The following is a 24,820-nucleotide window of genomic DNA, read 5'->3' as shown; positions in this document are numbered from 1 at the left end:
AGTAAGTATTTTTAAATAGATCGCTGCTTTCTCTTCCTTCTATCTTTATTTTCATAAAGATTGGCACTTGCCAAAATATCTAAGAATGCACCCAACCTATCTGGTACATTTTGTTCATTTATATATTGGTCAAACTCCTCTCTAGACTCAATGTTTATATCTTGATGGTCATACTCTTCGAAATCAAAATTATTTAGCAATAAGTCTTTTTCAATTTTGATGAAAACCTTCTCTTCATCATCGAGAATAAATCTTTGATTGTTATACTCCACAAATCTTAAATTGGCATTTTCTAATGTCTCATTTGGATCACTTGTCTGGTTTATATTATTGATTATTTGATGGTAGTATTCACATCTTTCATTATTATCTCTATTGTTAGTCTGCAAATCTTTTTCATTGATGTAGAAAGCTTTGGCTAAGGCTTTTCGCTCTTCTTCTGTATTAAATTTATATTGCCTTGCTGCTGCTACCCTATCATTGTATTTCAAAACTTTTAATTGACTTTGATGTATTTTGAAGCTTTCATTCAGTCCTTTAATTGAAACTAATCCACGAGTATCTACTTTTACACCAAGTTTAGCAAGCTCTTGTTTTACTGTTTTAAAATTGCTGTTTGACATATCCAACTCATTCATATACTGTTTTGCCATTTTTAATTTTTCTTGTGGATTCGCATTATCTAATAGCAAACTCAACTTCATTACCTGTGATCCCTTAATCACTTCTTTTTTTGAATGATCTATGATCGTATAACCATAAGGTTTATCTTGCCCCTTAGCTGAATGAAATACGATATCTATCCCAAATTTCTTTTTCATAAAATCCACGAGCTCCTGCTGACTTAATCCCATTTTATATTTCTGGAAAATCTCATGTAGTTGTTTAATCCTTTCTTTGGGAGCAACATAATTATGTATGTGTGCTTCAAGATTTGATTTAGGATATTGAAGCTGAACATTGCCAAATTTGATTATACTTAGCAGCTCATCTTTCTCTGATACTTTGTAGCCTTGTAGTTCAAGTAATAGTTTAAACTGAGCGATGGTAGAGAAGTTATATACCATACTTTCTCTTATAGCTTCAGTAACCATATGCTTTGGGTCTTCGCCCAAAATCTTTTGAATCGCTTTTTGAGATCGAATTTTCTCAAACGAATCATTTACTTTTTTACCCTCTTTATTCACCCTTGTAGAAACTACATGTACATGATTGTTCTCCGTATCTGAATGCGCATAAATTAAATATGGATTCTTGGCATAGCCCATCTCCTGTAAATATTTTTCAGCAATGTCTTTTAGTTCTTGGTGAGAATGTAAATGTCCTTTAGTACTAATAGTTATATGGAATTGCTTGTTCTTTACATTTGGGTTTAATTCAGCTACCAATTTCATGTAGTTGATGTAATCTGCTTTTTTTGCTTCATTTACTCCAAGCATCATTCCTTCAAAGTTTTTTGCTGTAAGCAGCTCACTTACTCCTTTATCGTTCTTTCTTTCACTATAATCTACTCCCTCAAAGTTTGCTGCTGATTTCAGTATTTTAATTATCACAGTTTAAAAAATGTATACTCAGACATAAGCAAATAAAATACCTAAAATCAATTATATAAAATGAAATTTAGAATATCTAAAATGAAAAATGAAATATAAAATTGATAATTTATATTTTATACTTTTCTGATTACTGATCTTAAAGTAGTAATTAGCTCATTTCTGGTCTTTAAATATTCTGCCATTACCTGATTAAAATCTTCTACTACTTCTGGTTTTAACTGATCATTTTTAACCATACTATTGCCATGTTTCGCAATCTGGTTAATGTTGTTGCCAACACGATTAATCTCCCCTCCGATTGTATCGAGCTTTCTTAATAGCTCCACTGGGTTAACCACATTGAGCTTCTTTTTAGGATTTACCAACCGCTTTCTTAAATAGGCTGCGAACTTCTTCATTCCTGACTGTTCAAAGTCTGAGAATACAGCATCGTATTCTTTTTTGGTTAAATAGGTTTTTGCTGGATATTCTAATTTCTGGGCAGCATCTACTTTTTTTCTACCTCCTATCCCCTTTCTGTTTGTTTCCATCATTTTATCTTCAATTTAAAAACAAGTTGCGCAGTTTTTATACTTTTTATCCCTTTAGGGCAAGATCGTTATTTAGAAAAAAACGGGAGTTTTTTAGGCTAAAAAACACATCTTGCAATGACACCTGCGGTGTCTTATAACACAAGGGAAATAGACAGATTTCCATCCATATTTACACAACAAAAGCCTTTCCAGTTATAGTGGTTTTAAATTGAGTTTTGTTAGGTATGGGGTATAGATTTATCTGTATAAAATATCTTTTTTAATCGTACTATTATAAAAACAGATATGATAGTGGATGAAAGCAGCAAAAAGATTTCTGCCAAACTTCCAAAGTAAGTAATAGCATATTGGGAATTTTGAAAAGTGCTAAATAAAACTGCAATGATGTTATTAGTAATATGAGCAATGCATGAATAACAAATATTATTTGACCAAATGAAAATATATCCAAGTATTCCTCCTAATATCATTCTTGGAATAAAACCGTAAAACTGAAAATGAAAAAAACTAAATAAAAAAGCTGCAAGCCATACCGCATAGTGGTAATTCTTTAAAATTTCTAAAAGTTTTGTTTGAATAATTCCACGAAAAAATATCTCTTCTGCGATACATGGAATAATAGCCATAAAAATAATAGCTATAAATAAATCTCTCACATTATTTGAAGAAAGAATTGAGTCTGTCAACTGACGAGCTGCTTTTTCACTTTCTTGAAGATAAGTTTCTAAACTTGATAATCATATAGGAAATTCTATATTACTATTAAATGTTATCAGTATGCTGATAACTGGTACTACAGAACAAATTAAAACTATAGTTAAAACAACTGGAATAGGATTTATCTTTTTTGTAAGTACTATTCTGTTTACTTGAGTTTTACCTAGTAAAAGAAAATAAATAACCGGAATACCAATAAAGCTCAATATCGAATAAAAAAAAGTTATAGTTATAATTAATCCCTTATCAGTATCACCTAGTTTATTCAGCATCTCTATTAGTTGAAAAGGATTAATACCAAACAATATTCCAGTAAATAAAACTGATAAAAACTGCCCTACAGAAAGACAAATAACTATAAACCATAGTAGGTGCAAAACCTGCAACTTATTCAAAAGCTTTATCATCTTTTTTCATAAAATATAAAACATAAAATTTATATTTAATCATCTAAAATGGACTATGTATTTGAGTGAGAGTAAGAGAATTTTTAAAAAAATTATGATCCCAAAAAATTTAGATATAGTGTTTCAATACTGCTTTTATTTCACTAGTACTAAAAGCCTCTAATGTACTAATTGATAGTAGCGAAGTATCTGCTCCATTTTCTAAAAGCCATTTTAGAATGGTTGTATCTTTTTGGTTAAAAGCAGTCACAATTGATGTGTTTAGTAACCCACCTTCATTAATGTTGATATCAACTCCATGCTTAATTGCAAATTTCAATCCTTCTAGTTTGTTGTTATGAACTGCATAATATGTTCCGTCGTAATAATGTCTTGAAAAACTGGCACCAAGAGAAAATAAATACTCAGCGGTTTCTAATTGAGAATAGGCAATTGCACTAGCGAAAGCTAAATCAATTTCTAGTTGCGTATAGTTTGGTTCTAAGATAGCTTTTAAAGCTTTTAATTTTCCCTCACCTGCAAGGTCTTCAATTATGCTATCTCTAGATTTATCCAAACTTTAAGCTATAAATTATTATTAGTGAATGACTTAAAAATAGTATAAAGGGTTAATCAATACAATAGTACATAGGATGAATTGTGTTCAAATGTTTCATTTAATACTCATTATCCTATAATTGATATCAAATCCTATAACAGAGTTGTTCTGGTGTAACTTGCGGATTTTTTTGCAACTACTTACGAAAAATATATAAACACCTTTATGAGTATTTCTAGACGGTTTTAAAAAACTTTCACTTTTTCTATTTACTTCTTCAATAACATAACTTCTACACGTCTATTTTTACTTTTACCTTCTTCTGTTTGGTTACTAGCTATGGGTTTATTTTCACCGAACCCTTTAGCCTTTAACCTTTGCTCGTTTATTCCTTTGCCTTTTAAGTATTCTACAACTGATAATGCTCTATTTTGGGACAGTACTAAGTTTTCGGTGCTATCCCCAACATTATCGGTATGTCCTACTATTCCTATGTGTATTGAGGGTTCTTGTTGTAACATAGTAACAAGCTTATTTAGCGTGTTGTAAGAGATAGCTTGGAGTTCAGTAGAGTTATTGTTAAACAAGATATCTTTAAATATGAGGCTCTCTCCTTCATTAATAGTGGTGAGCAGTTCAGCATCATCTGCTGCCCTTACAAGTTCCACAATTACATTGTCAATCGCATAAAAATAGAAAAGTTTAACAGCACTGTAAGCATAGTCCCTTCTGTTTATGGCTCCAGAATATTTATAAGAAATACTATCTTCTACATGTATTTGGTGTTTATCACCAAAACCTCCTATGTAAATATACTGATCTCCACCTTTTGCAATAAACTCTCCTGTAACTTCCATCCAATTTTCAGTATCTTTTAATAGCGTATCACTCATCACTTGGGGGTGAGGGTAGTAAATTCTATCTCCTCTTCCATTAATATTTTGATATTCTAAAGGTTCACTTGAAAAACAAGCTCCAATTCCCTGAATATAACAACTAGAATTTTTACCTAGCAAAATATTAAACTTGACCTTATATATATATCCTTTTTGTAGGGGTTGAGCTAGTTTTTGAGCAATGTAATGAGATGTATGTGTACCTTTATAAACTCTACCCCAAAGTGGACCACACTCATAGGTAGTATCATTAAATTCCATGTGGCCAACAATATTAGGGCTAACTATTAAATTAGCATGGTTTATACCTAATTCTGGCCCTACACGTTTCCACCCTTTTGCTACCATACCATTATCTGATTCATATTGTTGCTTGAATTTGCCATTACTAATTAAGTTTTGGGCAAGGGAAATGGTATTAACCACAAGACACAAGAAAGTCGTTAATAAAAAGACTTTGAAATCAGTAATATTTTTTAGAGGTGAATGAAGCATTTTTTAACGATTTGATATTTTAATCAAAGTGTAATTGCTTGATAAATCTATTACTACGTGTGCAACCTTTGTTTGTTGAGTCGTTTTATGTCTTAATATGGAGTTGGAGAGTTTTCTAGACACAAAAAACCAATTCTTACTCCTTCGGAATCTGTATAAAGATTATTAGCTTCGATCCATTCGTAAAGTAATTCTATCTCTCTGGGAATTACCATACCTTTCGGTAGCGTACTTTGAAGTTCAGAAATTAATTTGTTACTCATATCTCATCATTCATTATAAATTGATCACCCACTTCCCTAGGAATAATTCCTGAACTTAATGTCGGATACTCTCTTTGAGTTATACCATTTTCAAAAACTGTTATAAAACAGCCTCCACCATTCTGTCCTATTTTATTCGATTCTTCTATATGATTAAGTTCTGCGATTAGTAAATCATTAAAAGAATCAAACCTTTTTATGGGCTCTTTATCTCCTTCCAAATATTCATAAATTGAATAATCATTTTTTTCCTTTTTAAAAAAAAGAAAAACATAACCTTGATGAAAATTAAATACTAAATCATCTTTACCAAGAAAGTTTTCAATTCCTGATTCTTCAAATAACTCCACTGCCCATTCTTGATATTCAATGATCTTTTCAATCGTTTGATCTTGCCCCAAACAAAACAATTCGCCGCAATTTTTGCCGAACTCTTTTAAATATTGTTTAAAGTCATCCGGCAAGTTTTTACCTAGTTCCGAAACTAAATTACTGATTTCAGAATCAGACATACCTCTAAAATCTTGTCTCCTACTTAAAAATTGTTCTGCTAACTGCTTTGTCGTATTTTTAAAAAAATAATTCCTATTGTCAACTACTTTTACTAATCTATTTTTAATTTCTTCGTAATTCATTTTTTTAATTAATCCTTAAAATAAAAACATAATAATGCATTCTTTTTATCATATTATCATTATTACATTCTAATAGGCTTCATAAGTGCTTGTTTATCAATTTATTACCCCTCTTTTCAGTGTACATATTGACTATTATTGGTGTACACTATGACTAATTTAAGTGTACTAGATGAATTTTTAAAGATACTTTTACGTGTTCAAAAAGAATAGCCTTTTTATGCTTTGTGTACACTATGACTAGCTAGTTTCTATAAATTGAGACTACTTTCTTTTAACGTGTACAGAATGACTAGAACTGCCCAAAATGACACATAAACATAGCCTAATTACTATAAAAATACTTTATGTGTACAAAATGACTAGGTATATTCAATTTAAAAACTGAAATTTTTTTTTGTGTACAAAATGACTAGAAATTTGAGAATTTAGATTTCTCATCGATTTTGTGTGTACAGAATGACTAAATCGACTTAAAGTGACACATAAACTCTTTTTCAAGGAGATACTCTTGAATTTTATGTGTACAAAATGACTAGAATAGGTAGTGATAATTATAGTATTTTGCTTTAATGTGTACAAAATGACTAGAATTAAAGTGTACATATTGACTAGATTGCCTTAAAGTGACACATAAACCTTCAATAAGATACAGCTATTTATGTTTATGTGTACAAAAAGAATAGCTTTTCAGCCTCCCAGAATGATGTTTTGATCTAAAGTGTACAAAATGACTAGATATTAATGTGTACAGAATGACTAGAATACCATAAAGTGACACATAAACTCTCATTGACAGTAAATCGCTAATATTTACGTGTACAAAAAGACTAGAAGTAAAAGTTTATGTGTCATAAGGCTGAAAAAAATACACATAAAACTTTTGATCTATCTCTTTATAAGGCTATGTTTACCAAAGAGATACGAATTAAAAACATATAAAATAAATAATATATTCAGGCTTAAACTTTAGGTGTCATGTCAGAAAAACTGGAATTACTACACCCAGCAACTTACACTATATTTAAACCCAATGCACTTATTAAAAGTGATGAGTCACAATTAAAAGGAGCAGAGTGGAAGGTGTATGAGGAGATTCTAAATGATAATCACAAAGTAAATTCTGATAAGCTTGTTTATAGTATCCCCTACTCTTTAATTTTTGAAAGTAGAGAGAACATTACTCGTAATAAAAGAGCTTTGTCTAAATCGATCCAGAGTAAGGTGGTTTTTTTAGATAAGGAGTTCATGAAAACTTATTTCAATAAGAGCTATGAACAAGGGATTACGCTTTTTCCTACAGTGAGATATAAAGACAATCATTTCGAAGTAGAGCTTCATCCTACTTTTAAGGAAATACTCACGATGACTGGCCTTGGTTTTACCAAAGGAGACATTCACACGGTAAGAGGTTTTAACCACGATATATCTCACAAGTTTTACTATGCTGCCAGAAGCAGACAAGTGTTTAGGCAGATATGGAAAATCTCCATCAAAGATTTTAAGAAAGAGCTAAACATTAAAGGATACAATGACATGCGAAATTTTAAGAGGCGCGTGATGGAGCCAATCTATAATGACATGAAAGATACTTGGCTCGAATTTGATCCCGATTGTTATGTGAGAGGTAGTGGATCTGGCAGAAAGATAATTGGCCTTGAGTTTAAGTTTTTAAGAGGTCCTAAAGATGAGCAAGATGTTCCAGTGGGTTTAGGCTATAGTTGGGAAAGAACATTGCAGTCGCTCGGAATAAATGACATCATGATTAAGAAAATTAGAGGTTATGTAAACTCTAATGCAGAGACTCAAACAGAAGATGAGAGAATAATAAAGTGGTCGAGCGATTATGTGTATTATTCGATAGAAGCTGCTACTCAAGAGTACAAATCTAAGGTGAGTAACAAGAATAAAAGTCAAGTTCAAAATAAAGCTGGCTGGTTTATTAATGGTTTAATGATCTCAGGCCAATGGATTGATTACGTGGACTCTAAAATATTAGAGGGTTAAAAATTTGGGAAACGTGTATAGTCGGTAAAAACTCAGTCTAATTTAAGATTAGGCTTTTATCTCTAATAGTTAAAATTCCTAATAAGAATAGATTCAGATAACCTTAAATCTCTTCTATTGATTAAAAATTTCTGGCTTTTAAGGAAAAATTGAGTATTATCAATACAGATTGCATTGTATTAAATGGCGATACTCAAAAAAAAAATTAAATGAAGCTAGATGTTATAAGTTCGAGTAATAAGAATTATGAAAGGGTTAGAAATTTTATTGCTAAAGCTTATTCTAAAAGATATAACGGATGGGATAACAATTTTGATAAAAGGTTTGATCATCAAACAGTTTGCTTCTATATCGAAAATCATGGTGAAATTGTAGCATCTGCAAGATTAGTATTTGATAGGCAAAACGGGATTGATAGTTTATCTCCTGATTTAGCAAAGACTCAAAACTTTGAGTTTAGAGAGCATAATATTGAATGTGAAGGAACTGGCCTATGTTTTCAAATGGGGTATTTACAACCTTTAATGCTTTCTATGTTTAAATGGCTAGATCATCAGAATGTAAACAATTGTCTGAGCCTCTACGATCCCAAAAACTTTCAGGTAATGAATTATAATAATTATATACTTGAATTTAAACCAGTTTCTCAGGCTAAGGTTATTTTTGAAGCTTTTAAAAGACAAAATACTTCCGGCAGAGATGAAGAACTAGAACCTGTACAGTGGGAAGTTGGAATTCAAAATAAAGAAGACAGGAAAAAATGCATCTCTAATTTAGAAGGTCTTATTTTGAAAGAAAATCACTTTGCTGTAAAACCTACTTATTAAGAATTTAATATTTTGGAATGCATGATATAAAAATGCAGTACTCCATATTATTTTAGTTTATTAATTTTCCATCCAATCTCCTCTCCTATTATATACTTCCTATATTTGGCAATTTATGCTAAAGAATAAATACAAAATACTTAAGTATAAAGACTAAAGACTTTATATTAAATTAAAAGTAATTGCTAATTGTTAAATATTGGAAATTAAAGTATTTAAATAGGCTATGTTTTGATTGATCATTTGTATTAACTTCTAGTTTTAAAGCTAAAATTGCAGTTATATTAATTCAGGTAAGCCTGGAATGATTTGCATACCTATAAGAATACATGGCTAGAGTTAATAAATCAATGTTTTGTGTAATTACAGAAAAGGAATATGCTTATTTTTTTTGGATTATTAATAATAGGTGGCTCAATTCTATTAATTCAACTTTACAAGAGGAGAATGTAGGTGTTTTCTGCATTGTTCTTATTGACTCTTACTCTAGCAATCACTACTCTTGGGCTAATTGCTATTTACTTCCCTTCTATTTTATAATTTTTGGATGAATAAAAATTATTTCTAAATAATTTAGACTAAAGACTAAACTGTTTATAGAGAAGCTAAGGTTTTATTCTTATAATACAATAGAAGAAGAGTTTGTTAAAAGGGTTTGAAATATAATTGATAGAAAATATTTATTTTGAGTTAAATATATTTCTGGAAGTAGTAATGCCAAAGTTTACTCAATTATATAGTTGATTAAATATTCTTGACTTAAGAAAGAGTACTAAAATTAGATTTGATAATTTGAAAAAATCACAAATAATAGTATTAATTATTTTACTTCCTGTTTGCATTAGCTGTAAACAGAAAGTAGTACCATGTCTAGATGTAAAACATACTGAAGAAAAACGAATAATGCTGCAAAGTCTGTCGGATAGTATATGGCATGAGCAAGAAAATAGAAATTATAAAAAAGCAGAAAAAATGGCTCTGGATGCAATAAAGCAATATCCTTGTGAAGCCACTTTTTATTCTTCTTTAGGAATAACCTATCAATTAGGTTATAAGGACTATAATAAAGCAGAGAATTATTTAAGGTTAGCAATTGAAGTTAACCCAAATCATACTTAAAATATTTGATGTATTACAATTTAGCTAGTGTTTTATCAGATCAAGGAAAGTACGATGAATCAGAATATTGGATGCAAAAAGGAATAGAGCTTGATCCAAGATATAATAATGACAAATAAATTATCTAGACTAAAGAATTTAGTTATTATACCTACCAAAGAGCATTTCATTAATTAGCATGCAAGAGTTATTAATTATAAATAGTTAAGTCTAAAGACTTTAAACTAAATTATACTTTAAATTCTTCGGATAGTGATTTCGATAAAGTTATGGATCTAGATTTCTTATAAAGAAATGGGCTGTTTCATCTGTAAAAGCTTTAGGTTTCTATTCATTGTTTGAAGTATCAATACAATTCAAGATAGTCTTTTTATAGATACTTAAGTCTAAATACTTTATTTATACAACTTTAAATATCGCTTAGTATCTAATATGTTCTAAGCTCATGCTCATCGAGCATGTTACTACTATCTAAAGGATTAAGTCTTTAGGCTAAAAATTATTAAATCATTCTTTATATGAAATGCCTTTCAGCGGATTAATATCTAAATGAAATTCGCCGCTGAAAGCTATTGAGTATTTATTAAATTCTAATTTGACTTCTTTCATTCACTGTATTTATTGCTATTTAATTAAGATTCATATTTCAAAAATAATAAAGTATTTAGACTAAAAGCTTTATTATTTAATTTTAGTATTTTCTCTGTTTTTATCTTGAAGAAATTAGCAGTTGCTTCTGCTTTCTGAATCTGATAATGGAATACTTGATAGATTAAGCAGCAGTTCGCTCTTGAATTTATATTAGATTCAATTAGTTGGTTTTTAATTAATTGCATCGGTAATATAAATAATTAAGGCTAAAGACTTAATACAAATACACTCTCTCAATCTAACTTAGAAGCGATTTACAACAGATAATACTAAATACTTTAGACTCAAGTCTAAATCAAAAATCAATTACTTTAAAAATAAATTATCTTTGATAAAGTAAATCAACAACATGGATGCATATCAAATTTTAAAAGAAATTCACCGAGTAGGCCACCCACTAACAGGCACTGTGATTGGTTATGAAACCCCAAAATTAATCAATGGTAAATTGATAGGAGGAAAGATATTGCTTGATGCCAATTTAGAACTTAAGGTTGTAATTCCATTCTACGACTTTTTTGATGATTACAATGAATATGATAAAAACCTACTTCCGAAGATAGGTGCACATATTACCACAGTGATTAAAAATTATGTTGATGGGATGCTATATGTTAGTGCTAAAAAGAGCGATGTAAGTGAGGAGGAAATTTGCAGTTTTAAAGCATTTTACGAATTTGTTGACGAGCGGAAAATTGGAGAAAAAGTTACTGGAATTGTGAAGGGGGTTACATCATTTGGGCTCTTTGTTGAAATAGAAAATAAGCATGTAGGATTGATTGACATTGGGCACTATTCTTTTAATTATGGAGAAAGACTTCCGGTGGATAGATTAGCATGGCCAAAGGAAGGAGATTCTATAAATTGTTTAATAGCATATTTCCGATTTCATAACAGACAAATTGGATTAGGTTGGTTGCCAAAAGAGTGATAAAATAATTGAATTTTAAAATATTTAGACTAAATACTTTAGGCTTAAACATTTAATTTTAATCCGCTAAAATTGATTTTTTTGAGTAATTAGAATTGAAGTGATGCAAAAATTCGAGAAATATTAAATTTTTAAATTCAAAAAAGAAGAGATTTAAAGCTTTGATTCACTAAAATTGAAATGGTCTTAGTCTATTTATTAAAATAAGCTGAAAAATCTTAAAAATTAGCTCTATTAAGATTGAAATGTTATTTATCAATCTTTCAACTACATTTTATCTAAATTGCTAATTAAAAATACACATTTATCACCCTTTTTGCCAATGTATTTGCCTTAAATTGTCTATTAAATACTTAACTCTTTAGGCTAAAGACTATTCAATTTTGAATGCTTTTCTGATTTGGATGGAAAATCAACAACTATTAAGACTAAATACTTTAGGCTTAAGTATTTAACAAAGTCTATTTTATATCAAACCTGTATTAAAGATATAGGCAAAAGGAGAGTGCTATTTTAATAATCAGGTTCTCCAAGTATTACGATGTTTTCTCTGATGACAAAAATTTTATAGTAGTAATTCTTATGCTTTGTAGTATCAGCAATGTTTAGTAAATGCATATAAAAATTGGTGCTACCATGTTCGTATTCATCAAAGCCAATAAGGTATACGAAATTGTAAAATTCTTCTCGGTAATAGCATTGTGATATGGTGTGATTTTTTAGTGCAATTATACTTTGTGATAGCTTTTCTTTAATCGGGTTTTTAATAGAATTTCCAACCGGGTCTCCAACCGGAAATAATTGAGGGTCTAAATCTAGATTGATTTTTTGGTTTTTATATGAATGAGGTGCAGCTATAAATATCAGTGTAGTGTCATTTTCAAAGTAGTAATCCAATCGATATCTTGCTACTTTAAGGTTCATCAGATAGTCAAAAGTATCTTCGACAGCAAGCATATGTTTTTTCAAAAGTGATAAGTCTTTATCTGAAAATCTATTTCATTATATTTTTTTTCGGGTGCAGAACAAAAATTAAATAGATAAATATATAGCAGCTAAGTTTCTTCATCATTTAAAAAATCTTGCTCTAAATATGTTCTAGACTTCTAACCTAACACAATTTATCTGTTTATTAAATTTCTTTATACTTAATTATATAGACTTAAGTCTTTAGTCTATATTCAAATTTACTTTTAAAGATCTGTAGCAATTTATAAAGATTTTACTACCTTCGTAAATAGTATATACTTAATACTAAAGACTAAAAACTAAAGACTTAAGTGGCAAAGATTATAAGTTTTGCCACCCAAAAGGGTGGTAGTGGAAAATCGACCTTAGTAGTACTTACAGCAAGTGCACTGGCGTACAGAAAAAATTTGAAAATTAAGATTTTAGATACTGACCCGCAGCAGACAGTCTATCGACTTTACCAAAGAGAGAATCCAACTAAGATAGATGTGGAGTTTTTCGATTGGGAACACTCCAAGGCTGATGCCAGATTTAAAGAGTTACTTGCAAAAGATGATGCAAATTATGATATTATCTTTTGTGATATACCCGGTAAGTTAGGTGGCGTATCGGTATTTTACCCGATATTGTTTTCTGATGTAGTGGCTGTTCCGTTGGTGGCATCTCTATTTGATATGGATAGTACCATTGTATTTTTAAAGTCGCTGCCGGAGGTGATGGAAAAAAGGAAGAACGCAGGTTTAGATTTTACTATTCTTGGTATACCAAACCAGAAGGCAAGAACACTGGAAGAGCGTAGTATCACTGGCATTAAAGGCAAGTACGATCTCGATCTAATGGAAACTGGTTTATCTAACTTGGTAAGATATAAGCGTAATATATCACTTTTAGAACCTCTGCTAGAAGATAGCGATACTGAGGATGAATTTAATCTGTATATAAAGGAATTTATTAAAAAATGTGAGTTATGAGTAAGAAGAAAGACTTAAGTAGATTTGATAGCCTTGTAAATGATGCTGGTGACGATAATAAGAAAGAGCTAAAGCCAGTAGAAAAAGACGAGATCAAAGTAAATGAACAGGTCTTAAAAAGAAAAGGAAGAAAAAACCTGCCAGAGTACCGCATGTTTCAGATGCGAGAGGCGATACATGCAAAATACAAAGAACTAGCCGATGAGCGAGATTATAACTATACAGGCAGGTTAATACATTTTGCGTTAGAAAAATACCTTTTCGAAGAAGGCAAACTCACCAAAGAAGAATCTGTATTCTTATTTCCAGACGAGAAATAAAGATAGGGTAGGGGATAAGTTCTATTAAAATCCGTGGTAGTATTTAAAGATGCTTTCACGGATTTTTTGTTTTTAAGGAGGAATATGGTTTTGTCGGATAGAGTCATAGTGACTACTTCTGAATTTTCAATAGTTAAATTAGACGAACATGGATGTTTTTGAGAGATTAATATAAATGCTTAATTAATAATTTCTTTTTTTTAGCGAAGAAGTGATATGTTAATGAAATTAAATAGGACAGGAATGAGACTTGTTAAATAGCTTTTTTTTGTTAGGTTTAAACTAGAGTACAATAGAATTACAATTAAAAGATAGTTGAAAATCATTCGTATAAATTTGCATATATAAAGCTACAATTTTATTAGTTTATATATGAATTACATTTTATTAATACATTGGTAAATAGTGAAAATTTAATTACAAATAATGAAATGAAAGATTGGGGTGAAGTATCTGAAGTTTATGAACTGATAAATAAAGACGCATTTAATAGGATTCTTGAAAATGAATCAGAAGCTCAAACCAGATTTGATGTTATTGATAGGATTGTAAAAGATGTTCTTCAATGGTGTTATGGACAAATTAGTGTAGAAAAACATACAACAGGAATTCGTGATGGATATATTGATTATTTATTAATATCAGGTGACACTAAAATAATTATTGAAGCTAAAAAAGTTGGTGCAACTTTTCCTTCTCCAACCAGACGCAGAAAGCTAAAATTAACTGGAACTATATTAGGGCAGGGAGCAATTAATGATGCATTGCTTCAAGCAGAAGACTATGCGAAAAATATTGGAGCTGAAATAGTAGTAGCAACAAATGGTAATTGTTGGTGCTTTTATCCTTTAAACCAAAATATTCCAAGAGATTCAATATATGCAACTCTTTTATTTCCTTTTGAACGTATCGAAGATGCTGAAGAGTTATTCAATCTATTTGCATGCCATAATGTTGAAAATGATAGCTTAAATCTTTTAGACGTTTCAGCTCCAATTGTAATTAACAAGTTACATCATATATTAAATGACTCTGATGCAAAAATAGGTAGAAATAATATTGCTGATCATATTATGACAGCAGTAGATACAGCAATCCTTTCTGAAGCTTTATTAGAAAATAAAGAAGTATTACATAAATGTTATGTTTCAACCGAAAATAGGACTAAGTATGATAATACACTTAATATGCATCTTTTATCATACAAACCAGATAAGATAAAACCTGCTCAAAATATTAAAAAGAATAAACATAAAGATGAATTCTCAAAGCATGTAGAGATTTCAAAATCTGGAATTACCCCACCTGTGACATTAATTATTGGATCTGTAGGTTCTGGTAAATCAACATATTTAAAACATTTTGAATTAATAAAAGGGAGAAAATTATTACAAAACCAAAAAGCTCATTGGATTTATATAGATTTAGAACGGTTGGGTAAAACAGGTAATCCAAGAGAATTTATTTATAAATCCATTTTGGATTACTTATTAGAAGAACATCCTAATAACCCAACAGATTATAAGAATGTTGTTGAGCCTGCATATGAAGATGACATTCGTGCGTTAGCACGTGGTCCCTATGGTTCATTATATACAAGGAATAAAGATGCATTTAATGATAAAGTAACTGAACAAATAAGTAATGATTATAAAGCTGTAGAGCCATATGTTGATAAAATTCTAAAGTATTTAGTAAAAAGTCATTTATGTGTAATTGTTATTGATAATGTTGATTTATATGAAGATGATGAACTTGAAACAACAGTTTTTTCAGAGGCTATTTCAATAGCTAAGAAAAATAGATGTAATATATTTGTATCAATAAGAGATACAACATACATAAAACATAGAAATGATTCTATTTTTAATGCTTATGAACTTAAACGGTTTTGGATTGAACCACCTTCTTTTAGAGAAGTACTATCAAAACGATTGAATTATGCGCAAAAAGTTATTGAAGGTGAATCTGCAGTTGTTAATTTATACAACGGTGCTCATTTAAAAATAGATGATTTAAGCGTTTTCTTTGCAATAGTTCAAAAGAGCTTATTGAATGAAGAAAATGGTCGCTTTTTAGAGTATTTGAGCGATAGAAATCCACGAAAAGGCATTTCATACGTACAAAACTTTTTGTCATCAGCACATATTCAGGCAGACAGGGCAATTAAAAATTATATAGAAGGAGATGTTAATATTTCATTTCCTTTTCATGAAGTTTTTAAAGGTTGTATGCTTTCTCAATGGAGATATTATAAAGAACAAAGATCTGATGCATTAAATATTTTTGATTCTCAACTTTCATCCCAACAGCTACAACTTGTAAGGTTATATATCTTGCAGTTAATGTATTATTTTTCAAAAACAAATAATTCTGCTGAAGTCAATTCAGAAGATATAATTAAAGTAGTTAGCTATTTTGGTATATCAGAAGACAAGATATTAGCCATATTAAACTTGCTTCTTACTCATCAAATGATTGTGTCAAATAATAATGAAGTTACAAGTCCTATTTATAGTTTAACAATAACAGGTGGATATTATCTAAATGATCTATGTAAAAGAATGGTATATATAGAATCTATACTTCTTGATACCAATGTTTTTAATAGTGACTTATTTAAAAAATTAACCAGTCAAACTATAGCTATTGATCAGGAATATGGTATAGTTGATAGATTGTATTTGAGAAAAGAGAGAATAGAAACTTTTATGGATTATTTAATAATGGTGGAAAATACTTCTATTAATAATGTTCATATTGAGCATCTTAAAATGATCGAGGAAATAAAAAAAGCAGTATTGATAGAATGTGATAATGCAATTAATAAAGCAAAGAGATATTATTAATATTTTCATTCTTTATTGTCAAACCAAACTACATTATTGAGTCTTTGAAAAAACGCAGATAATTGCCCTTAAAACTATAATTAAGGTCGATTTAATAAATCAGTCATTAATATTAATAGGAGAATACAAATGGAGTCTGCTTCGATCTGCGGTGCAAATTTGATCTATCTTAAATGTAAGCGGATGGTAGAAAACCTCAATAAAAAAATCGCCTATATGCTATAAGTCTATTTTTAGATAGTAAGTTTGGGTATCAAAATTTTCTCAAATCACCTACTCAAAATAATAAAGTTAGCAATATAGGCTAAGCAAACTAAACCCAAAACAAACTGAAAATATACATACGCAACTCCTGCTTTATTTTTATAATTTACATGTTCTACACTCATTCTAAATCCAAAGAATATTAATGAAGTATAAATGATTGCAGGTATTACTTGTTGTAAGCTTATATTGAATTTATATTGAGTATAATTCCATTTTACCCACAGATACTTTTCTTTATTTTTATATGGTCTAAAGACATAAGAAATTTCATATACTCCTTCGTTCATTTCATCAAATAAAAACCAGTTTATTAAAGAAAATACAGCAACAAAAATGAATGTCCACCAGAAGATTTTAGCTTTATTATAACCATAATCCCACCAATGTTTTTGTATAAAATTAGTTAAATGATTTACTGATTTTATCACCCAACTTTTATCGTTCTGGGGATTTTCCAGATACTTAAACTCTTGGTACTCTTTATCTAACTTCTCTTTGCCAGATAAAAAACCGTGTTTGTCCTGTACGTTTAATAACTGCTCATAAACTTTACTCTTTTGTTCGTATAAATAAATGGTATCAGGAAATATCAATTTGAAACGACTATATCTAAGCTTAATCTTACTTATATCTGTATCTACTAAGTCGATATTACAAATTTTTTTATTGGGATCTAATCTACTAAAAGTAAAATCTATCTCCTTTTCAATTTTTTTTACATTGTTAAAATATAAAGTATCAGGTAAAACAGCGCTACGAAAGTCAACCTCAGAATTAAAAGTTACAAAGCTAAAGTCAGTGATAGTATTAAATTTGGCTTTGTGAAAGTAAGCTAAAGAATCAAAATTGACTTCTTTAAAGTTAGCTAGAGAATCAAAAGTTGTATAATCAAATATAGCCAATGAAGAAAATCTTGAGCGACTAAAGTAAGTTTCTGAAGAAAAATGAGCTTGACTAAAGTCAGCAAGAGAATCAAAAGTCGTAAGGCCAAATATAGTTGAATTATTAAAATCGGCTTTATTGAAATCAGCTAGAGAAGAAAAATCTGTTCTTCGAAAATCAGCATACGAATCAAATATGGCTTCTCTAAAGTAAGCCAGAGACGAGAAATTAGCTAAGTGAAAATTAGCTAAAGAAACAAAATGTGTTTGTGAAAATTCAACCTTAGAAGAAAATTGAGTTTTAATAAAATTTGCATTGGAATTAAAATAAGCAACACTAAAGTAAGCTAGAGAGTCAAACTTAGCTTCTCTAAAGTTAACGAGAGAAGGAAAATAAACACCTCCAAATTTAGCCTGAGAAGAAAAATGAGCATTTGCAAAGTCAGTTAGAGAAGAATCAAACTGAACAACTCTAAAGTCAGCTAGAGAATCAAATTGAGCATTGTTAAAGTTAGCCTGAGAAGAAAACTTGGTATGATAAAAATTAGCAGGTGCTATAAATTTTACAGAATCAAAGTCTACTTTTGATGTAAAAACGGAATCTTTATAATCAGCTTTAGTAATGGTTTTTATTTCTTGCGCTTTTAGTGGATAGTTATAAAAAAATAGGGAAAATAATATTATTATATATTTGTTCATTCAGTTATAGCTTGTTTAATTCAGGCTTAAAAGTAGTATAATTTTCGTCCTATAGTTTTCGCTATTAATTTTTTCTTTTTATAACCTTCAAACTACATTATTGAGACTTTGAAAAAAGGCTGATAATTGCCCTTAAAACTACAATTGAGGTCGATTTAAAAAATCAGTCATCAATGTTAACAGGAGAATACAAATGGAGTCTGCTTCGGTCTGCGGTACAAATTTGATCTATCTTAAATGTAACCGGATGGTAGAAAACCTCAATAAAAAAATCGCCCATGTGGTATAAATCCACTTTCTGATTGTAGTAGTTGATGGAATTTATAAAAGAGCAGTTCATCACCAAGGTATAAATTTTTTCTTCGTAGGGCAGGGCATCAAAGTTTTTCATTTTATCTAATTGGTTAAGCGTTAAAAATAAGAACTAAAGCCAGTTTTAACTGGCTTTTTTAGTTAAAAGTATCCGTTATCTTGAAAACTAAAATAATTTTCTTCTGTTAAGATTATATGATCTAAAACGGCAATATCTAATAATTTGCCTGCTTCTTTTATCTTTTTGGTAAGGTTAATATCTGCCTGACTTGGAGCTAAGTTCCCAGATGGGTGGTTATGGCAAAGCAGGATTCCACAACTCGCAGACTTGAGCGCTGTAGCAAATATCAATTTTGGATCGGCCACTGTGCCAGATATGCCACCAATAGATGCTGTATAAATACCTAAAACTCGATTTGCTCTATTAAACAACATTACTTTAAAACTTTCAACAAAACCTAGCTGATCTTTATCCCAATGGTTTCTGAAAAGCGCTGCTGCTTGAGCAGATGTATTGACTTTAGGTCTCTGGCTAGCCGGAATTTTGGCTGAATAACTGATTTTGATTTCGGGAATTTGTAAAGCATCAAATTTGATTTTAGACATGGTCTTTAGGTTTTGAATGAAACAAATAATTTGACCAGTCTTTCGGTTGTAGCGGATTACTTAAAACAACAGAGCACGCGGAATAAAAGGACTGTGTTGAGGCTTTAGCGTTTATGCCGAACTACTGTTGTGTAGTAAGACCAAAACCGATCTTTGTTAATATTTTTTGTATTGCAAAACCCAAAGACACCATATGACAAATCTTGTTTGCTTTACTCGTGATCGGTGCCATTAACTATCAGGCTGATATGATGAGCTTACTGTTTACTCTTTCAGCTTTTTAATATCATCTCTTGCTGGCAGGTTTTCAGGTTCAATGCCTTTATCAAGCAAGGTTTTTCTCACCACTGTATGGTTTTGTTTGTTTGATGCTTCGATATCATCATAGAGATTAAGGCCATCTTTGAGCATATCGTATTGTGTCATGTTGGTAGCAAAATCCCTTGCAGATAGTAATATGGTTTCTAGTTGCTCATCCGGAATTTCTTTGCCATTTAAAAATACTTTACGACCAGCAGCATCAATTTCAATGTAATCTTCTTCAGTGAGGCCTTTGTCTAAAAGGGTGTTTTTAAACTTTTCTTTGGTGGTTTCTAGTTTGGTAAAGGTTTCGAATCGTTTGTTTTTTGCGAGAGCTTTAAGCGCCTCCTCAGCCTGAATAAAATACTCCCTTGCAGCCCTTCCATTATCGTTATTCTCCACCATAGCAAGCTGTTTTGCCATGCTGAGTGTTACTGCATAATCTTTAGATGGACGCCCTCCAGTACTTTTCCCCGAAATGGGGGTAAAGTCTTTTTTCTCTATAAAGCTATATCTTTTTACCCGCTGAGAGAACCAAGTACTAAAGTCTCTACCAACTCCCAAAAATGCATGCAACTCCTTCGCACTTACTAAATTCCCTTGATATATTTTTATTAATTCCATATTTGCAATCGATTCTTTTTACAAAGGAAAGGTAAGCAATTTTTACTCCCAAATAAAATTTGGATGGGATGAATGTTACAGGGATTGGTGGTTTTGATTATAGAGGTTTTTAGGCTTACTAAGATTTGCCCTCTATAGCCTTAAAAAAAACAGCTTAAAGGAAAGCCAGAATTTTTAGATAAGATTATTTCAACCTTTTTCAATTAGCTCTTTAATCTATAAATTCACATTTGCAATTGATAAACATAAAAGATGATTTTGAAAATGAAGTATATTACTTTGAGATTATTTATTTTGATTTTAGTGGCTATGCAGTTAGCTTCGTGCAGTACAGAAAAACAAAATACAACTGAAACAAGTACTGAGGAAAATGAGGTAGAAGCTGAAAAGCAGCCGTTTAAGATATCGTTGGCTCAGTGGTCTTTACACAAATCATTTTTCGGGCCTTCACTTAATGGCGATTGGGCAGCCTTTGGTAAAATGTTACAAGAAGCTCCAGAAGAGCTTTTGCAAGGTGATTTAAATCCAGACAATTTTCCAAGTATCGCAGCTAGTTATGGAGTTAATACTATTGAGTTGGTGAATACCTTTTACTATGGTAAAGCAAACGATCAGGCATATTGGGAGGCTTTCAAAAAAAAATGTGATGATGCAGGTGTTTCTGTTGGATTGATCATGTGTGATGCATTGGGTAATTTAGGCGATGCAGATTCTACAGCAAGGATGCAAGCAGTAGAAAACCATTACAAGTGGGTTGAAGTTGCCAAGTTTTTAGGTGCTAAATCCATAAGAGTGAATGCAGCAGGAGAGGGCACTCCAGAAGAAGTAGCTGCAAATGCTGTAGATGGATTGAGTAAATTAGGAGAATATGGCGCGTCAAAAGGGATAAACATTTTAGTAGAAAATCACGGGGGTTATTCATCTAATGGAGCTTGGTTAGCAGGTGTAATGCAGAACGTAGGGATGGACAATGTTGGCACTTTGCCAGATTTCGGAAATTTTTGCATAGAGAGAACTGCTGATGGTTGTGCCGAAGAATATGATCGTTACAAAGGGATAGCAGAACTTATGCCTTATGCCAAAGGTGTAAGTGCCAAAACCCACGATTTTGATGCAGAAGGTAATGAAGTACATTCTGATTATTTTAGAATTATGAAAATTGTAAAAGATGCTGGTTTTGAAGGTTATGTAGGCATCGAGTATGAAGGTACCGGCCTATCAGAAGACGAAGGTATAAAAGCTACGAAAGCATTGCTTGAGAAAGTTTTTACCCAAATCTAAATTCAGAATATATTTGAGAAGGGGAGAACATCTTTGTTTTTCCCTTTACTGCATTATTAAATTCAAGGCTGTTTTGCCATGTTAAGTGATACATTATAATCCTTAGATGGACAGCCTATAGTACTTTTCCCCGAAACGGGGGTAAAGTTTTTTTTCATTATAATGCTAGATTTTTTGCCTTCTGAGGGAGTCAAGTACTTAAAACTCTAAAAAATGATGTGACTACTTAGTATTTACTAAATGATCCAGGTACATTTTATTTGTTTCATATTTGCGAGTCAATCTTTTTATGAGAGAAAGCAATTTTTACTCCCAAATAAAATTTGGATGGTTTGAAATTTACAGGAATCGGTGGTTTTGACCATAGAAAATAGGTTGTAGAGGTGGCTAAAAATTTTTAAAAGGCAGGTAGAGGGAGAATAGAATTTTAGAGGAGTAGGGAAGGGGTTAGAGAAAGTTTTTACATAACATAAATAGGGATTATATGCATGTTTTATTGTAGAAGGTATAGTAGTAGGGTACAGTTGTAATTTATATAGTTGCGCAAGTTACTATGATTATGATATTCATGTAGGTTCTTCTTTTGGTTGTAATACTAGATGGTATTTCTGTTTATTTCACTTGAAAAGTGTACCAGCGTTTCAGTTTAAAAGTATACCATTTAAAGTTATTTATCAAGAGTAAACAGACAAGGATCCTTGTCTGTTTACTCTTGAACTCGGTGCTCTGACATTGGGATGTTTATTTTTCATTTATTGTTTTTGTCTATTAACTCCTTGGTTTGTCTTAATCTATAAGATTCACCACTCATATTGATGATATGTGCTTTATGGGTAAGCCTATCTACTAATGCAGTCGTTAATACAGGATCACCAAACAGCTCATTCCATCGATCAAAAGATAGGTTCGTTGTGATGATAGTAGACTTTCTTCCAGCTCTCAAAGATAGATGAGTAAATAACATTTCAGCACCTTGCTTGTCGAAAGATACATATCCAAATTCATCACATATTACTAAGCCTAGCCGGCGACATCTTATTTTTCGAACCTACTTTCAGTTTGCCTCAAAGTGCGTTCTGTGTGTGATTCACGTAATTGTGTGAGTAGACGAGGTACAGTAACAAATAGAACTTTAAAGCCTTGTTGGCAAGCTTTAATACCCAATCCTGTAGCAATATGAGTCTTCCCTGTTCCAGGATTACCAGCTAATACTAAGTTTCTTCCTTCTTGGATAAAGTCTAATCGTTCTAATTCTGGAAGTTTTTGTATAGCTGGTTTAGGTAAAAGTGCTCTTTCCAACTCATGCAAATAGTGTTTCTGTGGAAAACCAGCCTGTCTGATATAAGCTTTTTTACGATTTTCTATCCTGTTGTCAAACTCAGCTTCCATAAGCATCAATAGATACTCCTCATAACTCAATGTTTCTTTAGCAGCTTGTCTAGCATAGTCATCAAACATCTGACGGAAGATTGGAAGGTGAAGTTCTTTCCCATATTTGATAATTTGTTCTTTTACATCTATTTTCATAATTAGCTTAAATTAAATTAGAAAGAGCTTGTAGGTGTTTAATAGAGGCAATAGCTATTTGATCTTGTTGTTCTTTTTTTTGAGTTTGATCAATAGGTTTATTGCCTAGTATAGCCACTAATTTTTCTGTGTTGACACTGGTAGGACATACCTTTAATAAATGTTGATAGGCCTCCCGTAACCGATCCACTCCAACCTGATGCTGCTGACAATGCAATAAAAGCTCTACAAAATCTCTAGCTGATTCAGTAAAATGAGTAGTATATAGTTGCCTTAGGAACGGAGCGCTTTGATAAAATGCTTCGCTCTGTGGGAGGGCTGATGGTTTTTTATGAAAAGTAGATAAGTAATGATCTAGTTGTATAACCCATTGGTGATTCCCATAATTACGTGCATGAGTACATAACAATGTATCCTGATAATAGGCAGTTAATGTTTCACTAGCAATTTTTACGTCTACAAACTCTCCTACAAGGTAATCTGGCACTGAGTACCGGTTACCGCGATAACTAAATGTTGCATACTTATCCACTCTAAGTTGCTCCACTATATAGCTAGCAAAAGAGGTATTAGCAACTGACCAAAGAAAAGGTTTTTCTTTTTCAAAAAGAGATTGTGCAGATGTATCAGTATTTTGTTGCTTAATTTGATTGAGCTGTTGAACCACTTCTGTTAAATGTTGCTGAGCCATTTCAATACAACTAAATTCATCATGAATACTAAAAGCTTTTCTTCTAATATATTCCACACTTCGCTCTACATGTCCGGGTCTCGGAGACCTTTTTCATTACCACGACCTGCATTACAAAACCTATGAGTAAAGCGATAATGAGCTTTTAAGTTACATAGAGCTTGTGTAGGCTCCTTGCTTGCAGCCGCTTCATTCTTACCTATGAATCGGGCTACTACTATCCGCATATTATCATAAACCATTTGATGGTATACTCCAGCAGTATGTTCAAAAAATTTTACATGGGCATCCATAAATGCTAAGGTATCTTGACGATGATACAAGTAGGCAAAACGGTAGTTACTGTAGCTGGAAGTAAAAACAGCTAGTTGTAGCACCTTTCGCTTTCCTGCTATAAGTAATTTGGCTTCTCCCCAGTCAAACTCACAGCTTGTTGCAGGTGCATATTTTTGCCGAATAAATGCTTCTTTATTTCTTTTCTGCTTCTGTTTAATGTAGCCACAAACCGTGGTATAACCGATTTTATAACCTTTTTGCTGTAAGTAAGAAAGTATATCGCATTTTTTAAGTACTTGCTTATGCAATCCCTCTTTACGCTTTGTGGCATTAAGATCTAGCAGATAATCAATTTCTTGTTGTACTTCTATAGTTAATGCTTTTTTAGGCCGTTTTGGACAATTATATTTTGGGGGGCTACTCAAATAATCTCTTAGGCATGAAGTATCTTGCTCCTTGATTGATTTTCTATTGTTCGCTAACAAAGCTTGCTGCTTGTCATATAGCAATATATATTTTTTAACTGTTCTTCTACTTATGCCTAAAGCTGCTGATATTTGACGCTGACTTTTACCCTCTCTTGTATATTGAATGATGATCTCTGCTCGAACTCTAAGGTAAAAGCAAATATTTTAATGTTTTTAAATTCGTTTTTCCCAATATATTATATAA

General features: G+C 31.2%; 23 protein-coding genes and 1 pseudogene. 9 read left to right on the top strand and 15 right to left on the bottom strand.

What is annotated here, in order from left to right; all coding sequences use genetic code 11:
• Positions 1 to 11: 11 nt before the first annotated feature.
• From OQ292_RS39135 to OQ292_RS39105, 7 genes are all read right to left on the bottom strand, one after another.
• The gene (locus OQ292_RS39135) at positions 12 to 1,553 is read right to left on the bottom strand and encodes a relaxase/mobilization nuclease domain-containing protein (RefSeq protein ID WP_284689703.1); all 1,542 of its coding nucleotides are present in this window, start codon (positions 1,551 to 1,553) and stop codon (positions 12 to 14) included.
• A gap of 116 nt (positions 1,554 to 1,669) precedes the next feature.
• A complete protein-coding gene (locus OQ292_RS39130) occupies positions 1,670 to 2,089 on the bottom strand; it encodes a plasmid mobilization protein (RefSeq protein ID WP_284689702.1) in 420 nt (139 codons plus the stop codon).
• Between the two features lie 218 nt (positions 2,090 to 2,307).
• The gene (locus OQ292_RS39125) at positions 2,308 to 2,775 is read right to left on the bottom strand and encodes a CPBP family intramembrane glutamic endopeptidase (RefSeq protein WP_284689701.1); all 468 of its coding nucleotides are present in this window, start codon (positions 2,773 to 2,775) and stop codon (positions 2,308 to 2,310) included.
• A gap of 547 nt (positions 2,776 to 3,322) precedes the next feature.
• Positions 3,323 to 3,769 (bottom strand): ankyrin repeat domain-containing protein, encoded by a 447-nt coding sequence (locus tag OQ292_RS39120; protein WP_284689700.1) that lies wholly within the window; start codon positions 3,767 to 3,769, stop codon positions 3,323 to 3,325.
• Between the two features lie 251 nt (positions 3,770 to 4,020).
• Positions 4,021 to 5,142, bottom strand: a complete 1,122-nt coding sequence (locus OQ292_RS39115) for an OmpA family protein (RefSeq protein WP_284689699.1) — start codon at positions 5,140 to 5,142, stop codon at positions 4,021 to 4,023.
• Between the two features lie 92 nt (positions 5,143 to 5,234).
• Positions 5,235 to 5,405, bottom strand: a complete 171-nt coding sequence (locus OQ292_RS39110; RefSeq protein ID WP_284689698.1) for a hypothetical protein — start codon at positions 5,403 to 5,405, stop codon at positions 5,235 to 5,237.
• The gene (locus OQ292_RS39105; protein WP_284689697.1) at positions 5,402 to 6,040 is read right to left on the bottom strand and encodes an SMI1/KNR4 family protein; all 639 of its coding nucleotides are present in this window, start codon (positions 6,038 to 6,040) and stop codon (positions 5,402 to 5,404) included. Before OQ292_RS39105 ends, OQ292_RS39110 begins: the two co-directional genes overlap by 4 nt.
• A 978-nt stretch (positions 6,041 to 7,018) precedes the next feature.
• On the opposite strand from OQ292_RS39105, the gene OQ292_RS39100 reads away from it, so the two are divergent.
• From OQ292_RS39100 to OQ292_RS39085, 5 genes are all read left to right on the top strand, one after another.
• Positions 7,019 to 8,047, top strand: a complete 1,029-nt coding sequence (locus OQ292_RS39100; RefSeq protein WP_284689696.1) for a replication initiation protein — start codon at positions 7,019 to 7,021, stop codon at positions 8,045 to 8,047.
• 209 nt (positions 8,048 to 8,256) lie between these two features.
• Positions 8,257 to 8,874, top strand: a complete 618-nt coding sequence (locus tag OQ292_RS39095) for a hypothetical protein (protein ID WP_284689695.1) — start codon at positions 8,257 to 8,259, stop codon at positions 8,872 to 8,874.
• 792 nt (positions 8,875 to 9,666) lie between these two features.
• Positions 9,667 to 9,993: a tetratricopeptide repeat protein gene (locus OQ292_RS39090; RefSeq protein ID WP_284689694.1), complete on the top strand. Its 327-nt coding sequence runs from the start codon at positions 9,667 to 9,669 to the stop codon at positions 9,991 to 9,993.
• Positions 9,994 to 10,001: 8 nt separating this feature from the next.
• Positions 10,002 to 10,112 (top strand): tetratricopeptide repeat protein, encoded by a 111-nt coding sequence (locus OQ292_RS41275; protein WP_431733817.1) that lies wholly within the window; start codon positions 10,002 to 10,004, stop codon positions 10,110 to 10,112.
• Positions 10,113 to 10,993: 881 nt separating this feature from the next.
• Positions 10,994 to 11,575, top strand: coding sequence for a S1 RNA-binding domain-containing protein (locus OQ292_RS39085; RefSeq protein ID WP_284689693.1), 582 nt, complete (start codon positions 10,994 to 10,996; stop codon positions 11,573 to 11,575).
• A 513-nt stretch (positions 11,576 to 12,088) separates the two neighbouring features.
• Here the strand turns inward: OQ292_RS39085 and OQ292_RS39080 are convergent.
• The gene (locus tag OQ292_RS39080; RefSeq protein ID WP_284689692.1) at positions 12,089 to 12,544 is read right to left on the bottom strand and encodes a hypothetical protein; all 456 of its coding nucleotides are present in this window, start codon (positions 12,542 to 12,544) and stop codon (positions 12,089 to 12,091) included.
• Positions 12,545 to 12,855: 311 nt separating this feature from the next.
• On the opposite strand from OQ292_RS39080, the gene OQ292_RS39075 reads away from it, so the two are divergent.
• The 3 genes from OQ292_RS39075 to OQ292_RS39065 all read left to right on the top strand — a co-directional run bounded on the left by OQ292_RS39075 (position 12,856) and on the right by OQ292_RS39065 (position 16,684).
• Positions 12,856 to 13,515 carry a ParA family protein gene (locus OQ292_RS39075; protein ID WP_284689691.1) on the top strand — a complete coding sequence of 220 codons (660 nt, stop codon included), beginning with the start codon at positions 12,856 to 12,858 and terminating at the stop codon, positions 13,513 to 13,515.
• Positions 13,512 to 13,835, top strand: a complete 324-nt coding sequence (locus OQ292_RS39070; RefSeq protein ID WP_284689690.1) for a hypothetical protein — start codon at positions 13,512 to 13,514, stop codon at positions 13,833 to 13,835. The genes OQ292_RS39075 and OQ292_RS39070 overlap by 4 nt, the downstream gene beginning before the upstream one ends.
• A 431-nt stretch (positions 13,836 to 14,266) precedes the next feature.
• The gene (locus OQ292_RS39065) at positions 14,267 to 16,684 is read left to right on the top strand and encodes an AAA family ATPase (RefSeq protein WP_284689689.1); all 2,418 of its coding nucleotides are present in this window, start codon (positions 14,267 to 14,269) and stop codon (positions 16,682 to 16,684) included.
• A 269-nt stretch (positions 16,685 to 16,953) separates the two neighbouring features.
• Here the strand turns inward: OQ292_RS39065 and OQ292_RS39060 are convergent, their stop codons facing one another.
• The 4 genes from OQ292_RS39060 to OQ292_RS39045 all read right to left on the bottom strand — a co-directional run bounded on the left by OQ292_RS39060 (position 16,954) and on the right by OQ292_RS39045 (position 20,373).
• Positions 16,954 to 18,531 (bottom strand): pentapeptide repeat-containing protein, encoded by a 1,578-nt coding sequence (locus OQ292_RS39060; RefSeq protein ID WP_284689688.1) that lies wholly within the window; start codon positions 18,529 to 18,531, stop codon positions 16,954 to 16,956.
• A gap of 163 nt (positions 18,532 to 18,694) precedes the next feature.
• Positions 18,695 to 18,922 (bottom strand): hypothetical protein, encoded by a 228-nt coding sequence (locus OQ292_RS39055; RefSeq protein ID WP_284689687.1) that lies wholly within the window; start codon positions 18,920 to 18,922, stop codon positions 18,695 to 18,697.
• Positions 18,923 to 18,984: 62 nt separating this feature from the next.
• On the bottom strand, positions 18,985 to 19,449 hold the full coding sequence (locus OQ292_RS39050; RefSeq protein ID WP_284689686.1) for a JAB domain-containing protein: 465 nt from the start codon (positions 19,447 to 19,449) through the stop codon (positions 18,985 to 18,987).
• Between the two features lie 264 nt (positions 19,450 to 19,713).
• Positions 19,714 to 20,373 (bottom strand): antA/AntB antirepressor family protein, encoded by a 660-nt coding sequence (locus OQ292_RS39045; protein ID WP_284689685.1) that lies wholly within the window; start codon positions 20,371 to 20,373, stop codon positions 19,714 to 19,716.
• Positions 20,374 to 20,637: 264 nt separating this feature from the next.
• Between OQ292_RS39045 and OQ292_RS39040 the strand changes: the two genes are divergently transcribed.
• Positions 20,638 to 21,654, top strand: coding sequence for a sugar phosphate isomerase/epimerase family protein (locus OQ292_RS39040; RefSeq protein WP_284689684.1), 1,017 nt, complete (start codon positions 20,638 to 20,640; stop codon positions 21,652 to 21,654).
• Positions 21,655 to 22,402: 748 nt separating this feature from the next.
• Here the strand turns inward: OQ292_RS39040 and istB are convergent.
• The 3 genes and pseudogenes from istB to istA form a co-directional block, all read right to left on the bottom strand.
• Positions 22,403 to 23,181 (bottom strand): annotated as a pseudogene (gene istB / locus OQ292_RS39035) (IS21-like element helper ATPase IstB).
• Between the two features lie 7 nt (positions 23,182 to 23,188).
• Positions 23,189 to 23,929, bottom strand: coding sequence for a Mu transposase domain-containing protein (locus OQ292_RS39030; RefSeq protein ID WP_284689683.1), 741 nt, complete (start codon positions 23,927 to 23,929; stop codon positions 23,189 to 23,191).
• A gap of 8 nt (positions 23,930 to 23,937) precedes the next feature.
• Positions 23,938 to 24,741, bottom strand: coding sequence for an IS21 family transposase (gene istA, locus OQ292_RS39025; protein ID WP_431733820.1), 804 nt, complete (start codon positions 24,739 to 24,741; stop codon positions 23,938 to 23,940).
• Positions 24,742 to 24,820 lie beyond the last annotated feature (79 nt).

The sequence above is a fragment of the Chondrinema litorale genome (genome assembly GCF_026250525.1).
Taxonomy (GTDB): domain Bacteria; phylum Bacteroidota; class Bacteroidia; order Cytophagales; family Flammeovirgaceae; genus Chondrinema; species Chondrinema litorale.
This window is presented reverse-complemented; position numbering and strand designations above follow the sequence as displayed.

Bases quoted from the DNA above. Each gene is read 5' to 3' on its own strand.
- OQ292_RS39045 (WP_284689685.1), bottom strand. From the start codon at position 20,373: ATGGAATTAATAAAAATATATCAAGGGAATTTAGTAAGTGCGAAGGAG.
- OQ292_RS39070 (WP_284689690.1), top strand. From the start codon at position 13,512: ATGAGTAAGAAGAAAGACTTAAGTAGATTTGATAGCCTTGTAAATGAT.
- OQ292_RS39040 (WP_284689684.1), top strand. From the start codon at position 20,638: ATGAAGTATATTACTTTGAGATTATTTATTTTGATTTTAGTGGCTATG.
- OQ292_RS39050 (WP_284689686.1), bottom strand. From the start codon at position 19,449: ATGTCTAAAATCAAATTTGATGCTTTACAAATTCCCGAAATCAAAATC.
- OQ292_RS41275 (WP_431733817.1), top strand. From the start codon at position 10,002: ATGTATTACAATTTAGCTAGTGTTTTATCAGATCAAGGAAAGTACGAT.
- OQ292_RS39055 (WP_284689687.1), bottom strand. From the start codon at position 18,922: ATGAAAAACTTTGATGCCCTGCCCTACGAAGAAAAAATTTATACCTTG.
- OQ292_RS39100 (WP_284689696.1), top strand. From the start codon at position 7,019: ATGTCAGAAAAACTGGAATTACTACACCCAGCAACTTACACTATATTT.
- OQ292_RS39065 (WP_284689689.1), top strand. From the start codon at position 14,267: ATGAAAGATTGGGGTGAAGTATCTGAAGTTTATGAACTGATAAATAAA.
- OQ292_RS39110 (WP_284689698.1), bottom strand. From the start codon at position 5,405: ATGAGTAACAAATTAATTTCTGAACTTCAAAGTACGCTACCGAAAGGT.
- OQ292_RS39130 (WP_284689702.1), bottom strand. From the start codon at position 2,089: ATGATGGAAACAAACAGAAAGGGGATAGGAGGTAGAAAAAAAGTAGAT.
- OQ292_RS39085 (WP_284689693.1), top strand. From the start codon at position 10,994: ATGGATGCATATCAAATTTTAAAAGAAATTCACCGAGTAGGCCACCCA.
- OQ292_RS39060 (WP_284689688.1), bottom strand. From the start codon at position 18,531: ATGAACAAATATATAATAATATTATTTTCCCTATTTTTTTATAACTAT.
- OQ292_RS39095 (WP_284689695.1), top strand. From the start codon at position 8,257: ATGAAGCTAGATGTTATAAGTTCGAGTAATAAGAATTATGAAAGGGTT.
- OQ292_RS39115 (WP_284689699.1), bottom strand. From the start codon at position 5,142: ATGCTTCATTCACCTCTAAAAAATATTACTGATTTCAAAGTCTTTTTA.
- OQ292_RS39105 (WP_284689697.1), bottom strand. From the start codon at position 6,040: ATGAATTACGAAGAAATTAAAAATAGATTAGTAAAAGTAGTTGACAAT.